Genomic DNA, 15,374 nt, shown 5'->3' on the forward strand with positions numbered 1-15,374 from the left:
ATGCAAAAACTTCCTGGCTTTAAACGCGTTGTTACCGGGCACGATGCCCAGGGTCATGCCGTAATCGCTAGCTGCGGCGCCACCCAGAACAATTTCCCGCTCAAAGCAATTCCCGGTACCGTCTTCTACGAGGTATGGAACAGCGCAACCACCCCTGCGCCACTGGACAACGCTGATGACCCAACGGCCCAACCACTGCAACTTAGCCCCGGGCCGCTGGGTAGTGTGATCCGAGTGGTGGATATCCCGCCGGATAGCGTGCAGAACCAAGTCAGTCCAGAGGACGCAGCAGCTGCATTCGCAGAGATCGGCCAAAGCCATGCAAGTACTGGCAAGGCCGACTCTAAACACAAACTCATGCATCGTACCGAGACACTGGATTATGGCATCGTCACGGAGGGTGAGATTTGGTTAGTGGTCGACGAAGAAGAGGTTCAACTCAAGCAGGGCGACATCGTGGTACAGCGAGGCACCAACCATGCTTGGAGCAACCGCACTGATCAAATGGCAAGGATGGTTTTCATCCTCCTCGACGGTCGCTACGCTCCGGATCTGAAGGAGCTCCTACCATGAAGCTCGCCACGCTCAATGACGGAACCCCTGACGGACGCTTGCTTGTAGTTTCGCGCGATCTAAAGAATGCCGTAGATGCCAGCGGGATCTCCGACACAATGCAGGATGCGTTGGATAACTGGGAGACCGCGCAACCAGGCTTGGTAGATCTTTATCGTCGTTTGAATGACGGTGAGCTCGATGGAAGTTTCGATCTGTCCTTTGATCAGTTGATGGCCCCGCTACCGCGTGCACGACAATGGTTGGACGGATCCTGCTTCCTAAGCCATGGTTCGCTGATGCAGAAAGCCTTCAACTTGGAACCCATCGAAGGCATTGAGCATATTCCGCTGATCTACCAAGGTGCCGGCGATGACTTCTTAGGCCCACGCGAAGATATCCCCCTGCCCAGCGAGGCTCATGGGATCGATTTCGAAGGGGAATTCGCTGTATTACTAGACGCTGTCCCGATGGGCTGTCCCGCCGAGAAAGCACTACAACATGTTCGCCTGGTGTTGCAATTAAACGATGTCAGCCTGCGCGCCTTGGCGCCACGCGAAATGAAGACCGGCTTTGGCTTTCTCCAAGCTAAACCCTCCACCAGTTTTGCCCCAGTAGCGGTGACCCCAGACGAACTGGGGGAAGCCTGGCGTGACGGCCGTGTGAACCTCCCGTTGAAAGTAGAGTGGAATGGCGAGTGGTTCGGCCATCCGCACGGAGGGGCCATGCACTTTGGCTTTCATCAGCTAATTGCCCATGCTGCGCTAACCCGCAAACTAAGTGCCGGCACGGTGATCGGCTCAGGCACAGTTTCAAATGCCGACCGTTCCGTCGGGTCAGCCTGCATTGCGGAGCGCCGAGCCATCGAGACAATCGCTGAGGGGGCTCCTCGCACGGGATTCATGCGCTTCGGTGATAGGGTACAAATGGAGGTCAGAGCGCTCAATGATGAGGTGCTATTTGGCGCAATCGATCAGCGTGTAGTGCAAGGAGGTTGGCCATGCGAGTGATGGTCAGCGGCGCCAATGGATTTGTTGGTCGTGAACTGGTAGCACAGCTGTTAAAGCAAGGTGAGATTCGCGAGCGAAAGATCGAAGCACTTCTGCTGCTCGACCAGAATCTGGATGACCTACCAGAAGACAGTCGCATACGTCGCCACTGCGGCAGCATTACCGACCCGGCACTGTTGCGTCGGGTAATGGCTGACGGTATCGATGTGGTTTTCCACCTCGTAAGCATCCCTGGTGGTGCTGCAGAGAAAAATTATGAACTGGGCTATCAAGTTAATTTGCAAGCTAGCCTAGAGCTACTGCATCAACTGCGTAATCACGACCGCCCTCCAGTCCTAGTCTATGCCAGCAGTGTTGCCGTATACGGGGGGGAACTTCCTACACGAATGGATGAAACGCAGGCTACGCACCCTCAGCTTTCCTACGCAGCACACAAGCGCATGATCGAGATTGCCATCGAGGACTTGGCACGCCGAGGTGAAGTTGACGGTAGGATTCTGCGACTCCCCGGCATTGTCGCCCGGCCACGCGAACCAAATGGTTTGAAGTCGGCCTTCATGAGCGACCTATTACATGCGTTCGCTGCAGGTGATTCGTATGTATGCCCAGTTTCACCAGAAGCAACTGCGTGGTGGATGTCGGCTCGTTGTTGTGTGGAGAACCTACTAAATGCCGCAGAGCTCAGTAATCTGGGGGAAGATCGACTCTGGCAGCTACCAGTATTGCAGCTCTCCATAGCCCAAGTCCTCGAGGCTCTTGCAGTACGCTTCGGCAAAGCTAGCGGTGAAAAAATCGAATTCAAACCTGATCCACAGCTGGAAAGTTTGTTCGGATGCCTGCCGCCACTTCGAACCCCGCGAGCTCGTGCAAAGGGTTTTCGTCATGATGGTTCCGCCGCTGCACTGCTTCGCAACGCGCTAAGCAAATCGCCAAGCCTGAACCTATCGACAACACCCAGAGCAGGAGCTGCTGCCCATGAATCTCAGTAAATGTCGCATGCTCGATTTGTCGGTCTGTCTGGACAACAATCCCTACACAGATCCGCCGCCTCTTCTGCCCAAGATCGACTACATGGATCATCAGGAGGGCTGGCCCGAAATGGCAGCCATGTTCCCGGGCCTGCGCAAAGAAGACCTGCCTGGGAATGAGTCATGGGCAGCTGAGCGACTCAGTATCACTACGCACAGTGGAACTCACATGGATGCACCTTGGCACTATGCATCCACTACGGATGGTGGGAAGCCGGCATTCGGTATCGATGAGCTGCCGCTAGAGTGGTGCCTACAGCCAGGCGTAAAGCTCGACTTCAGACACTTGCCCGATGGATACGTGGTAACCGCTGCGGAGTTGGAGGCTGAGTTCCAGCGTATCAATCACGAATTGAGTCCTTTGGAAATCGTCCTAATTAACACAAGAGCCGGAAGTCTGTTTGGGCAGCCGGGCTACCTCGATGCTGGCGTAGGGATGGGACGTGAAGCGACGATGTATCTACTAGAACGAGGGGTGCGGGTGGTGGGCACTGACGCCTGGAGCTGGGATGCCCCCTTCAAATACACCAGGGAGAGATTCGCCAAGTCGGGTGACGCTTCGATCATTTGGGAAGGGCATAAGGCCGGGCGTGACATCGGCTACGGTCAAATGGAAAAGCTGGCCAACCTCGAACAACTCCCAGCATCAGGTTTCTGGGTTTCGTGCTTCCCCTACAAAATTCGACATGCCTCTGCGGGTTTTGTCCGCGCCGTTGCCTTAATTGAATGACGTTGGGAGCACAAAACTAAACTGCTCGATGTAGATGCCGAGCTTGATGAAAGTGAGCAATTTTAGCGTGCTTAGCTACTCGGCAAAGGCTTGATACTCAGTAATCTGATCTGCGCTGAAGGACATCGCCCATTACTCCGATTTAGCGAAAGGACTTGGATCTTATCTGAGGAAACTCCTGAGTCCACCTCACCTCATCACACCCAACAAGAAAGGCCCAGAAAGGGCCTTTTGAGTTCAGACCAAATTTACCGAATCCCCTGCGGATCCAGCAAATTGATCACATCCTTCAAGCTGTAGCCGTACTCAGCAAGCAAAGCGCGTAGCGGTTGGCGCTCATCGTTGTATTCCCAAGTCACTGAGGAACAGCACAGTCAACCAAACTCTCTGTTGCGGATGAATGCTCACACTTCTACCAACAACCCGCGCTACTGGCTTCTTAACTCGAAAACAAATGATCAAGCCAACTTATACCTTCGAGTGTGCCGATAGCAGGTTGATACTCACACCCAACCCACCCCTTATAAGAATGTGAATTTATCGAATCAAGAACTCCGGGCAGGTTCAAATTACCAATATTAGGCTCATGTCGCCCTGGGTAGCCAGCAATCTGTAAATGGTCGGTTTGAGGAAGAAGGAGATCGAGGCAAGCAAGAGGATCCAGCCGCTCCATCGCAGCATGATAAAGATCCAGAATCAGGCCTAGCCCTTCAATTCTTTGCGTCCAGCTGACGGCCCCCGCCAATGTTCGAATAAAATACCCAGGCACTGAAATTTGATTGATGGCTTCAATCACAACCTTTACGTCATGGCGGGCAGCCTCCTCGATGGCCCAGTTCATGTTGTCGACAAATTGACTACCCGATACAGCGTAATTTTTCTGCTCAACCACTCCAGATAGCACGTGAAGCAGTGGGCTTCCTCCTTCGACGGCATATTCAAGTCCCAAGTTAAAATCCTCACGGAAGTCCCCAGCCTTTCCGGACTGAGCAGCTAGCCCCTTACTACCAGGTCGTAGTGGCACTGTTGCCAATACCTGTTGAAGGCCTGTGCGACGTAAAGCCCCTGCTATTTTCGCTGCCACCATGTCACGAGGAAAACTGAACTCAACGGCCTCAAAACCAGCGTCCCGCGCGGCGCTAAATCGATCCTCGAAAGACCATTCGGTGAAGAGCAAGGTGAGATTCGCTGCATATTTGATCATTCAATAAATCAAGCCATTATGTTTGAGTTGCACCACGAAAAGCGGATTCAGCACCACCAAATCCGCACTCGTGCTTGGAAATTACGCTGTTACAGGAAAAGATTTTGGCTTGAGCAGAAAGTGCGCCAGTGCCGGAACTAGTACCAACGCGCCCACCATGTTCCAGATGAACATGAACCCGAGCAAGATCCCCATGTCAGCTTGGAACTTGATAGGTGACAGCACCCAGGTGAGGACGGCAATGCCCAGCGTGATCCCGGTCATCACCACCACCTTCCCCGTGGAAAGCAGGGCCAGGTAGTAAGCATTCGACAGGCTTGAGCCATTTCGCAAATTGGTGAGTGTTACGCTGAGGATGTACAACGCGTAGTCCACACCAATACCCACACCCAAGGCGATCACGGGCAGCGTCGCGACCTTGACGCCGATGTTCAGTCCCACCATCAAGGCCTCACACAAAATCGACGTCAGCATCAGCGGCAGTACCGTGCACACCACCGCTCGCCAGGATCTGAAGGTAATGAAACACAGGGCGATGACGGCTGCGTACACCATGAACAGCATCTGCACGTTCGAACGCTTCACCACGATATTGGTGGCCGCTTCGATGCCGGCGTTACCCGCAGCATTGAGGAACTGGATCTTGTCGGTGTTGTGGCTTGTCGCGAACTGCTCGACTGTTTGAACCACACTGGTGAGTGTGTCCGCCTTGTGATCCTTGAGGTAGACATACACCGTCAGCAGATCGCAATTCTGGTTGAACAGCTCTCGTGGCGCCCGGGTGATGATTGCATTCAATAATCCCTGGTTACGTGGTATCTCGTACCAGGTCATGCTGCCTTCATTCATGCCCGCTGCTGCCTGCTTGCTCAGCGCCGCCAATGATGTCGTGGACACGACTCCCGGTAACTGCTGAAGCTGCGCTTCCAGTGCATCGACAGATACCAGTGTCTGGTAGTTGGCGCAGAAATACTGCGGCGTTTTCACCATCACCACATACTTGTCGCTGCTGGCGGAAAAGTTGCTGACCATAAAACGGTTGTCGCTGTTGTAACGCGATTCCAGACGCAGTTCTGGCGCCCCCGGATTCAGGTCACCGATCTTCACATGCAGGCTGACGGCAAAACCGGCTGCCCCCAGCATCACAGCTATAAGGATTGCACCACTTGCCCATTTGCGCTCAGTGAAGCGATCCAGAAAAGCCCAAAATGGATGGCGGGTGTGGTGAGCGTCCAACTGCGAGAACTTGTCGTTCGCCGCTTCACGTTGCGCCGCCGCTTTGCTGACCCCGGTGTACGACAACAGAATCGGCAACAGAATCAGGTTGGTGAAAATCAACGTCAGCACGCCGATCGTCGCTGCGATAGCCAGATCCTGGATGACCGGAATCTTGATGATCATCAGCACAGCGAAACCTACGGCGTCCGCCACCAGCGCCATCAGCCCGGTTAGAAACAACCGGCGAAAGGTGAAGCGTGCCGCCACGAGTTTGTCGGCTCCACGCCCGATGTCCTGCATGATGCCGTTCATTTTCTGGGCGCCATGACTCAACCCGATCGCAAACACCAGGAACGGGACGAGGATCGAGTAAGGATCGAGATCAAAGCCCAGGGTTGGCAGTAATCCCAGTAACCAGATAACCGCGATCATCGAACACAGCAACACCAACAATGTGCTGCGCACGCAACGGGTGTACCAGAACAACACGATGCCGCAAATCACCAATGTCGCGGCGAAGAACAGCTGCATCTGCCGCATGCCGTTAATCAGATCACCCACCACTTTGGCAAAGCCAGTGATGTGGATTTTGATGTTGTCGGTTTCGTACTTGGCCCGGATCTGTTCGAGCTGGCCGGAAAGCGCGTTGTAGTCCAGAGGTTTGCCGTCGTCCGATGTGATGTCCTGAAGAGGCAACAGTACGATGCTGGATTTGAAATTGGAGGCTACGAGCCGACCTACTTCGCCAGACCGATCAACGTTCTGCCGAACCTGATCAAGACTCTTGGCAGAACCATCGTAATCGTCAGGTATGACTGGCCCACCATCGAAACCCTCCTCAGTCACGCCGATCCAACGGGTTGCCGGAGTCCACAGGGATTTCATGTATGAGCGGTCGACGCCGGGGAGTAGAAACACCTCATCATTGATTTTTTTGACCGTCTCGAGGTATGCAGCATCAAAAATACTGCCCTGTTTGGCCTCGACCGCAATCCTCAAGGTGTTTCCACCCTCCCCCAACTGGCCCCGGTTTTTCAGGTAGTTCTGCACATAAGGGTGATCTGTCGGAATCATTTTTTCGAAGGCGGCATTAAGCTTCAGGCTCAGTGCCTGATAGCCCAGTATCAGACTGAGCAACACGCAAATGCCCAAAATGATGCTGCGATGATTGAATAGAAGCCGTTCAACCAAGGTGCCAGAGGAAGGGTCGAAAGCATCCGGCTGAGGGATGGTGTGTTGCTCCGCAGAACGAGTATAGCTATTCATTGATCGTGCTCCGGCAAGTCCACTGCAACTGCGGACGAAAGCATGCCGCGTGCACTACTGATGATCAGGTTGCCGTTCGCGGCTTGTGCCATGCCTGTGAAATAACTGGGTTGAGCAATCTGAAGGACAACCGCTTTGGTATTGCCACCCGAGAAGCGCAACACTCTTCCCGACTCATCGGTAAGCAGCACCGATCCATCGGCAAGACGCAACCCACTGGTCAATGTGACGGGCTGCAAGGTGTCGAGGGACTGCCAAGTATCGCCGCGATCCTTGGACTCAAATGCTTTGCCGCGAAGCCCAAATGCCAAAATGGAACTGCTGTTTGTCGCCTGGAGCCCGAAGGTCGTTCCCTCGTAAGGTGACGTCAGCGGCTCGAAGGTTTTTCCCTCGTCGCTTGAACGCAACAGAGTGCCCTGTTCGCCGGCAATGAAGAGATCCCCTCCCACCCGTTCGATGCTGTAGAGATGCAATCCGTTTGGGTTATCGATACGAGAACGGATCGATTGCCAACTGAACCCGCCATCATGGGTGACAAACGCCAGACCGTAAGCACCCACCACCAGTCCGTTTTTGGCGTCCAGGAAGAGAACATCGAGCAGCGGTTTGTCGGGGCCATCGTCCACGAGTTGCTGTGCTTGAGTTAAACGCTCTTGCGCCTTTTCACCGTCGTCGGAACCTTCAGTGGCCTGCTTGGCTTCCTGTAATTCGATTTCGGCCGCTTGGACGCCATCCAGCTGCTTGTTCCAACTCAGTCCGCCATCTCGGGTGTGTAAGACGACCCCGGCATGCCCGACGGCCCATCCTTCGACATCGTCGATAAACCGAACTTTGACCAGCGTCACGCTGACAGGGGAACCAACTTGTGACCAGCTAGCGCCATTGTCATCGGAGACAATGATGAACCCGCGTTCGCCCACTGCTACCAAGCGGTGCCCCGCTCGCGCAACGCTGAGCATGACCGATTGAGCCGCCATTGAACTGATGATCGATGGCTGCATTGGCAAGCCATCGTTTTGTGCGGATGCTGAAGTGCTCAGGAACGCAGCCACGACCGACGCGCTCAACAGCAGTGCCTTGAGCGGATGACCAGCGATAAACCTTAGTGTTTGATTACGCATTTGCGAGCCTCGAGAATGCGGCTCGGTGGACGCCGCGTCAGTGACCCAGCGTCCAAGGAACCCAAGTGTGAATAAGCTGTTTCGAGGCTCAGCGCACTGACCCTGACGCTACCGAGTTACCGGTAAAGAAGTTCTCGGGCTTGCGCGGAATGACGCTATAGGTTTCACCATTGAGGCTTTGCACGACGCTGTAAGTCTTGGCTTGCAGGTTGTAGATCACCACCGGTTTTACTACCACTGCTGGGATCGAAGGGACAACGAATGGAAGCACCTGGGAGACGCGCCACAGTTTGCCCTCGGCGTCGTAACCATCCACCAGCGAGACCGTCCAACTGTCTTCATCGATGAAGAATTTGCGCTTAGGTACTGCATGGCGCTTGCCCGGTGCAACAGTGGCCTCAAGCTCCCAAACACGATGGAGTTCCCAACGCACCTTGTCTGGATTGAGGTGGTTAGCCACGAAAGCGTCGTCTCGTTTTTCCGCGTTGAACTTGTTGTCGTTGTACGGGATGTACATTTCTTTTTTCCCAACGAGCTTCCAGTCATAGCGATCCGGATGGCCGATGAAGCCATGCACTTCATCAAAGTAGTTAGCACCCGACGCTACAAAATCGGGTGTGTCATAGCCGACAGTGGGTGCACGACGCACTCGGCGTTGGCCTACCAGATACTGCCAAGCCTCTCGTGGTTCCTGCACATTGATACTGTCATGCGTCACAAGCGACTCACCCGCTTTAAACGGTGGCTCGTTGGTCAAAAAGCGCAACAGCGCATATTGTCCCGACCATTTATCAGCACTGCCGTCTTTGTAGTAATACGGGTATTGCCAATTTTCGACGCCACGGCTTGCTAGCGTCCTGGTTCCGTCAGCATTACCAATGACGTTGGCATACCCCATCTGGATGGATTCTGCCTCTACGCGCAGCAGAAAATTCCAGATGACCTCATTACCGGTTTTTGGGATGGGGAATGGGATGCCGCCGTAGCAACCCTCCACTGACAAACCGTTGCTGGTCGTTTTGCAGCGGGTCGCGTTGGCGAACGTGCTCTGATAAACGCTATCCGGTGCTGCGGCAGTGCGGTGGGTCGGGTAAATATCCAAATGGAAGGTGTCGGGATATTTGGCTAGCAAGGCTTTCGTGCCTTCGCTCAACTTGTCCGCGTATTGCCCAGCGTTTTTGGCAGTTATCTGCAGCGCCGGCTTCTCGCCAGGGAATGGATCGGCCGGCATATCGCCCAATTTTGCCCCTGCCACTTCCTTCGTCAACCCGCCTGTCCAAGCAGGGATGGAGCCATCAGCGTTGCCTGCTTTTTCGGCGCCCATGGGGGTCAATGTGGTCTTGAGCTTCGCCGCCTCTTCAGGGCTCACTGCCGCGAATGCGGTGCTGGCGCACATTGAGATAGACAGGGTGGAAAGCAGTAGCAGTTTAATTTTTGTCATTATCAGGGCCGCCTGTTCTTTACTTAAAAAGTTCGCTGGATCGAGAACGCCACGAAATCTCTGTCTTTCATGTTTTGCTGGTAGGTGAACGAGTTGGAGGAGTTGATAACAGGCCCCGCCTCACCAAAGAAATTGGTGTAGCTAAGCGAGGCGTACCATTGCTTCTTGTAATCCGCCTTAAGACCCAGGGTTAGGTCACCGCCATGCTCCGGGCCAAATGCCTGAGGTGTGACTGAAGAACGCCCGGACGGGTTGTAGCCAATGGTGACTGGGGCTTGAATGTCGATCCCGGGAAAGACCTGGAAGTACTGAGGCTCAAAGGTGAACCGCAGCGCGAAGGCGTCACGCGTTGTGTTGGGATCCAGTTGATCGGCATTTTTGGTCACGCTCAGCCGGCGGTTGAACGCAAGCTCACCGACAAATGAAGCACCGTCCCAGAGTGCTGATCCGCCGTAGACGTTGACCATCGACACTTGGGCATGCCACGAGCGACCAATGGGATAAGCCGGATTGGAATCGTTGTCAGAATTCAGGCCGGTAATGATGGTGCCACCAACGCCTGCCAACGGTGTATCGACCCGGATTGAAGTCTCACCCGCAATGTTCGCTTCGCCGACCAAGGTACTGAAACTTGCGCCAAAGACCTTGATGTCCTCGGGATAAACGTTGACGAAAGTGTCATCTGCTCCAGGCACCAGTGCTGCTGGTCGGAAGTAAAACACCGGAGTTTTTTCGTGATACTTAGCCGCGTATAGACCGAACTCCCAGTCCTCGATAGCGAATTTCAGCTGAGCGCCAAACTGGCCTGAGTCTTTGGCATCAATGTCCTTGCCGTGAAGTAGCGCACCAGTGGGGAAAAATACACGTTCGCCTCCTTCGCCGACAAAGTCCGAACCGCTGAAGTAGCTCCCCGCGGCTGGAAGACGAGTTTTGTTCCACTCGAATTGGTAATAGGCACCGATACTGGCCGTATCGCTCAACTGCCAGTTGCCCGAGATCTGCTTTGTTGGCATCAGAATCTCTTTGAACTGGGAACTAGGTACTGACTGCAGCTTCACCAAGTCAACGGTGGATTGCGCATTTGCAATACCGTTGGCACCGAAGAAAAGGCTTTCGCCGTAAATTTGGGTGAACTGCCCCAATCTGCCAGACAACGAAGTACTGCCGATTTCCTTCGAGCCATAGACGAAGGCATCAAGGATTTCAGTGTTTGTTTCGTGGATCCGACGCGTGTCGCTGGTGAACTGATCATGATCGACGCTCACCGAGTTGGCGGTACCCGGTGAGTCGTTATCGTTGTCATGACTGTAGACATTGTCGTACCAGGAGGCCGCACTGAGACGGGCACCAACATCTTTGTACTTGATGTCGAACTCGGACAAGAGATCCAGGCGATTTGATATGAGCCCACGATCAAAGTTTCGGTCGCCGTCATCCAGGTTGGGATTGCTGTTGGAAGTGCCAGGGCCGACCGCAACCTTGTGATCAAGCTTGTTCACACGCCATGCATTGCTGTACTTGATCGTGTTGTCCCAAGTCGCCGAAAGATCGGGGTTACCAGTATCGATCTGGAAGGCTTGCGATTGAGTAGAAAGACTCAACAGCACCATTGCGCTGACTGCACAGGCGATGCTTGAAACCGGCAACGGGCAGAGCCGCTGGTTAGCTATTTTCATGAAGATGTTCCTGTTTTTTTTGTTTTTGTAAAAGGTCATCAACTCGCAGCCTCAGCTGCGAATACATCTACGTACTGCGTGACGTTCTAGGCTTCTTCCTGACCCACCTGCCGTACCTGATGGGCTGCCAGCGCTTGCAACCCGGCCTCCACAACGACGATATCCAGGTGAGACTTCAGACCACTAACAGCGAACCCTCCTACGACATCCTCCTCGACAACGATCGGAAGCCCGCCTTCGATGGGGAAGACCCCATGGATCATCGAAGCGCCAGATCGGCCTTCGGCGACCATGTCCTCAAAAAACTTCGTCGGTCGGCCTGTGACAGCTGCACTGCGGGCTTTTTCAATGGCCGTTTGGACAGACGAGACGGATGCGCCATCAAGCTTTCTGAACGTCATGAGGCAGCCCGCCTCATCAACCACAGCCATGGAAACCTTCCAGTTTTCCCGGGTGGCTTTTTCCATGGAGGCCACGAGCATCAATTCGGCGTCAGCCAACTCGAGTACCCGCTTCGTTTTCATCACGCACCTCTTGAGCCTATGGTTTGTGGTCACCCTATGCATGAAGAATTCGTGCGTAAAAATACATTTACTGCACTACAAATCACTTTGTGCACAAAACGTAATCCTGGGCAAATTTAATGTCAAGGAGATTCTTGAGCGCAAGCAGTTCCATGCATCGATACGGGGGAAATGCGAATAGGGGCGGTTGGGGGGGGGGGCTTAAAGGACGGGGAGCGTTAAAAGCACCAAGAGAGGCGAATCTGGAAGGGGTACAGCTAGCAGTTATAGGGCGCACGGCGAATCAAAGCCGCTGAAAGAATGGTCAACGATTTTCTGCTTGCGGCTCGTTAAAAATTATGAGTAATTTTGACACTCATCCTTTGCACCAAAGAAGGTTTTGCGCATAAAATCGATTTAGTGCAAATTTTAGGATGACTCCGACCATGATCACCTCCCCCGGCAGTCCGCTGATCGATGTCGCGTTGACGAAGATGAAAAAGGCTATTGTTTGTTGCGAGCTGGCCCCGGGCGAAAAACTCAAAGTGGCCGAACTGTCTAAAACGTATGGACTCAGTAGCTCCCCTATTCGAGAAGCCCTCAATCGACTGACTCAGGACGGTGTCGTCGAAGCCAGCGATAACAAGGGGTTCAGGGTTGCTCAGATTTCCACGACAGACTTTCGCGACATTACGCGATTGCGTTGCCTGCTCGAGTGCGAAGCGCTAAGCGATGCCATCCAGTATGGCGACGATGCCTGGGAAGCCGATGTGCTGGGTGCATTTCACCGCCTGAATCTGATTGAGAAAAAACTTGGAAGCGGTGTGCTCGTACTCGATGATGAGTGGTCTATCCGGCATAAGGCTTTCCACTTTGCGCTGTTCGCGGCCTGCCCGTCACCGTTGATGTTGAAGATGGTTGACTCCCTGTTCGACAGAGCAGAGCGCTACAGACGCTTCTCAGCCAAGCAGCGGCAGACTCCAAGGCACAAGGGAAATGAGCATCAAGAGCTAATGAATGCTGCGCTTGCACGCGATTCAGACAAAGCGGTGACGCTCTTACGCAATCACATCCAAGGAACTTTGGGCCGAACTGTCGAAGCTATCGAACGCCAACAAGCCACGCTCCAATAGCTGAATCGATAACCTGTCGCCCCCCTCCCCCCATTCGGGACGACACTCAATGTGCTCCACGTCAAATTCAAGTTCCAAAAAAATCTTCGCATCGCAACTGCTTTCGTGGACAGTGCGATGCGAAGGGTCTACAGCCCCTTGTAGGTTTACGCCTGCGCAAACCTGATTGTCGTGTCGCAAGCTCCGCCACTACTCTGCCTAACCTGTTCAGGCTCCTTGCACCACAAGGCAAGCTCCATTCCCTCTAGCAGTTCCATCGCCCAGGCGACAGTGACTGCCCCACCGTACACGTAGTGATCCGGCCGCACGATGACCACATTGCAGCCTCGACACTCAAGCCATTGTGTCAGTACGCTATCGACCTCTTCATAATCATCAACAGTGCGAGCAACAGTCTGCTGAGGGCTGACCAATCGCACGACCTGAATGGGCAGCCCTTTAAGGGATTGGCTGCTGCGCAGACATCTCAGTAACGCGCTAGCGTCGAATCCAGGCGCAACCACTACTCGAAAGCATTGCCCGGTAAATTCATCCAGCAGAGCTTTTTTACCCGCATGGTTGATGACCATTGGCTGAGGAAACAGCTCACCGGCAGGAGCGCCTTGCGAGACAAAGCCTCGCGACAGCCCAGGAATCAGCGATTGTCTGATCGTACCTCCCGGATTTTCCGTCATCTGCTGAATCAATCGCGCATCCCGGATCGCTGCTCTCTCGTTATCACGCTCACAGATCACAACACCAAATTCTTTGGCTGCTAGAGTGGTTTGGCGAACATGAGGAATCCGTTCAGTTTGGTAGGTATTCAGGAAGGCCGGTGCTGCCAGACCTCCTTTTACCAGAGCGAGCTTCCAGACCAGGTTCAGTGCATCGCGGATTCCCTGACACATGCCTTGAGCCAGGAATGGAGGCGTCATGTGTGCGGCATCCCCTAGAAAGAACACTCGATCGGACTTCCACTGCTCCAAAATCAGTGCATGGAATCGGTAAGCAGAAGCTCGCCATAGCTGGTAGTCGCCCTCAGGCAACCAGCGGGAAATCAGTTTCTTAATCGCTTCGGGCTGGGAAATTTCCGTCGGTTGTTCGTCAGGATTGATCATGAACTCCCAACGCCGATGTTGACCCGGGCCTACGACAAAGGTGCAAGGTCTAGCCAGCTCGCAAAACTGCACATTTGTCTTTGGCAGGTGCTCACCCGCCCCTTCATTCAGGATTACGTCGACGACAAGCCACGGCTCATCGAATGCGAGATCCTCCATTTTTAACCCTAGACGGGTTCGGATCGGGCTGGTGCCCCCATCACATGCCAAGACATAGTCTGCAGACACAGTGCGCTCAGTTCCATCCCTGGCTTGGATGCGAACATCAGCTTGTACATCTTTGGAGTCAGCCGATAAAACCTCTGAGCCGAGTTCTACCGTTACAGACTTGAAGCCCGAAATTCTTTTACGCAGCGCACGCTCTACAGGTGGCTGCGAGAATACGTAGTTTGGTGCCCAACCCAACGGAAATGGAGGCTTGGCGGCATCAATGCGTTTGATCAGCTGAGAACCGGTAGTGCGGTACTCAGAGGGACGATAAGGCATAACATATTCGGCAATGTCATCGGCCAAGCCAATATTGCCGAAGACGCGCATCACCTCGTGGTCAAAACCCATAGCCCTTGGATTGGTGTACACCGTTTCGGACTTGTCCACGACGAGAGCATTCAGCCCCCACATGCCGGCGAGATTCGCGCACAGAGCACCGACGGGCCCCATTCCAACAATGATGACATCGTAGTCCATCGTCTACTCCGCTTTTTGTTTTTATCTATCACAACATCTGGCAGATGAACCGACTTTCGCAAGCTCACCCACCAGACCTCGGCATCCAGCATTAAGAGCGGCCCAAAGGCCCTTCCCTACACGACTAACCGATTCGAACCCGTTGTTCTTCGATCTTCACCCGAATGGAGTCCATCCATTGCTCTCGCGTCTGGAAACCGGGGCGTCGCTTACACATGGCTTCGGTCTGGGCCAGGATGACTTCCGTCGGTAACTCGAGATCTAGTGGTTCCTTGCAAGGCTGTGCGGTGTAGAACGGCGCATCAACATACATTTCGATGGGGTTGCCTTCAGGGTCTTTGAAGTACATCGACCAGGCGTTGCCGTGATCCACCTGAGCAATCCCTTCAATGCCGCTTTTTTTGGCGAATTGGTAGTACGTCTTCAGGTCATCCAGAGAATTCAGCAGAAATGAAAGCTGGTTGATCGGATTGAAAGGAAGGTCGACAGGCTTGCCGTCAAAGAGAACAACCTGATGATGCAACTCAGGATTTTGAGTCATGAAGAACAGGCGATGACCAGTTGAGGCGACGCCTTTATCACTTACGATGAAGCCCAAGGTACGGCAGTAGAAATCGACCATGAGATCGAGATCTGCGCAAAACACACCGGAGTGGGTGAAGTTAATTGTAGGTAATGCGGACATTTGGAACCTCCATTTTTTGTGAT

At 53.8% G+C, this 15,374-nt stretch carries 13 protein-coding genes and 1 pseudogene; 5 read left to right on the forward strand and 9 right to left on the reverse strand.

Annotation, left to right across the window (positions count from 1 at the left end; translation table 11 throughout):
- The 4 genes from ACSFE6_RS00685 to ACSFE6_RS00700 are packed head-to-tail and all read left to right on the forward strand — an operon-like array spanning position 1 to position 3,320.
- Positions 1-573, forward strand: a complete 573-nt coding sequence (locus ACSFE6_RS00685) for a cupin domain-containing protein (protein WP_435425835.1) — start codon at positions 1-3, stop codon at positions 571-573.
- Complete coding sequence (locus tag ACSFE6_RS00690) at positions 570-1,562, forward strand: fumarylacetoacetate hydrolase family protein (protein ID WP_435425836.1); 993 nt, start codon at positions 570-572, stop codon at positions 1,560-1,562. Before ACSFE6_RS00685 ends, ACSFE6_RS00690 begins: the two co-directional genes overlap by 4 nt.
- Positions 1,553-2,551, forward strand: a complete 999-nt coding sequence (locus ACSFE6_RS00695) for an NAD-dependent epimerase/dehydratase family protein (protein ID WP_435425837.1) — start codon at positions 1,553-1,555, stop codon at positions 2,549-2,551. Before ACSFE6_RS00690 ends, ACSFE6_RS00695 begins: the two co-directional genes overlap by 10 nt.
- On the forward strand, positions 2,538-3,320 hold the full coding sequence (locus ACSFE6_RS00700) for a cyclase family protein (protein ID WP_435425838.1): 783 nt from the start codon (positions 2,538-2,540) through the stop codon (positions 3,318-3,320). Before ACSFE6_RS00695 ends, ACSFE6_RS00700 begins: the two co-directional genes overlap by 14 nt.
- Positions 3,321-3,571: 251 nt before the next feature.
- On the opposite strand, the pseudogene ACSFE6_RS00705 reads toward ACSFE6_RS00700, so the two are convergent.
- From ACSFE6_RS00705 to ACSFE6_RS00735, 7 genes and pseudogenes are all read right to left on the reverse strand, one after another.
- Positions 3,572-3,646, reverse strand: a pseudogene (locus ACSFE6_RS00705) (transcriptional regulator); the annotation flags it as partial.
- Between the two features lie 113 nt (positions 3,647-3,759).
- Positions 3,760-4,524, reverse strand: a complete 765-nt coding sequence (locus ACSFE6_RS00710; RefSeq protein WP_435425839.1) for a hydroxypyruvate isomerase family protein — start codon at positions 4,522-4,524, stop codon at positions 3,760-3,762.
- 81 nt (positions 4,525-4,605) lie between these two features.
- On the reverse strand, positions 4,606-7,008 hold the full coding sequence (locus tag ACSFE6_RS00715) for an efflux RND transporter permease subunit (RefSeq protein WP_435425840.1): 2,403 nt from the start codon (positions 7,006-7,008) through the stop codon (positions 4,606-4,608).
- Positions 7,005-8,129: a WD40/YVTN/BNR-like repeat-containing protein gene (locus tag ACSFE6_RS00720; RefSeq protein ID WP_435425841.1), complete on the reverse strand. Its 1,125-nt coding sequence runs from the start codon at positions 8,127-8,129 to the stop codon at positions 7,005-7,007. The genes ACSFE6_RS00715 and ACSFE6_RS00720 overlap by 4 nt, the downstream gene beginning before the upstream one ends.
- 88 nt (positions 8,130-8,217) lie before the next feature.
- Complete coding sequence (locus ACSFE6_RS00725) at positions 8,218-9,570, reverse strand: DUF1329 domain-containing protein (RefSeq protein WP_435425842.1); 1,353 nt, start codon at positions 9,568-9,570, stop codon at positions 8,218-8,220.
- A gap of 23 nt (positions 9,571-9,593) precedes the next feature.
- Complete coding sequence (locus ACSFE6_RS00730; protein WP_435425843.1) at positions 9,594-11,246, reverse strand: DUF1302 domain-containing protein; 1,653 nt, start codon at positions 11,244-11,246, stop codon at positions 9,594-9,596.
- 86 nt (positions 11,247-11,332) lie between these two features.
- Positions 11,333-11,770: a GlcG/HbpS family heme-binding protein gene (locus tag ACSFE6_RS00735; RefSeq protein WP_435425844.1), complete on the reverse strand. Its 438-nt coding sequence runs from the start codon at positions 11,768-11,770 to the stop codon at positions 11,333-11,335.
- A 425-nt stretch (positions 11,771-12,195) separates the two neighbouring features.
- On the opposite strand from ACSFE6_RS00735, the gene ACSFE6_RS00740 reads away from it, so the two are divergent.
- Positions 12,196-12,882: a GntR family transcriptional regulator gene (locus ACSFE6_RS00740; protein WP_435425845.1), complete on the forward strand. Its 687-nt coding sequence runs from the start codon at positions 12,196-12,198 to the stop codon at positions 12,880-12,882.
- A gap of 146 nt (positions 12,883-13,028) precedes the next feature.
- On the opposite strand, the gene ACSFE6_RS00745 is transcribed toward ACSFE6_RS00740, so the two are convergent.
- Together ACSFE6_RS00745 and ACSFE6_RS00750 are read right to left on the reverse strand one after the other, a co-directional pair.
- Positions 13,029-14,666 (reverse strand): bifunctional 3-(3-hydroxy-phenyl)propionate/3-hydroxycinnamic acid hydroxylase, encoded by a 1,638-nt coding sequence (locus tag ACSFE6_RS00745; RefSeq protein WP_435425846.1) that lies wholly within the window; start codon positions 14,664-14,666, stop codon positions 13,029-13,031.
- Positions 14,667-14,790: 124 nt separating this feature from the next.
- Positions 14,791-15,351: a VOC family protein gene (locus ACSFE6_RS00750; protein WP_435425847.1), complete on the reverse strand. Its 561-nt coding sequence runs from the start codon at positions 15,349-15,351 to the stop codon at positions 14,791-14,793.
- Between the last annotated feature and the right edge of the window lie 23 nt (positions 15,352-15,374).

Origin of the sequence: Pseudomonas baetica, from assembly GCF_051216495.1 — a bacterium.
Lineage (GTDB): Bacteria > Pseudomonadota > Gammaproteobacteria > Pseudomonadales > Pseudomonadaceae > Aquipseudomonas > Aquipseudomonas baetica_B.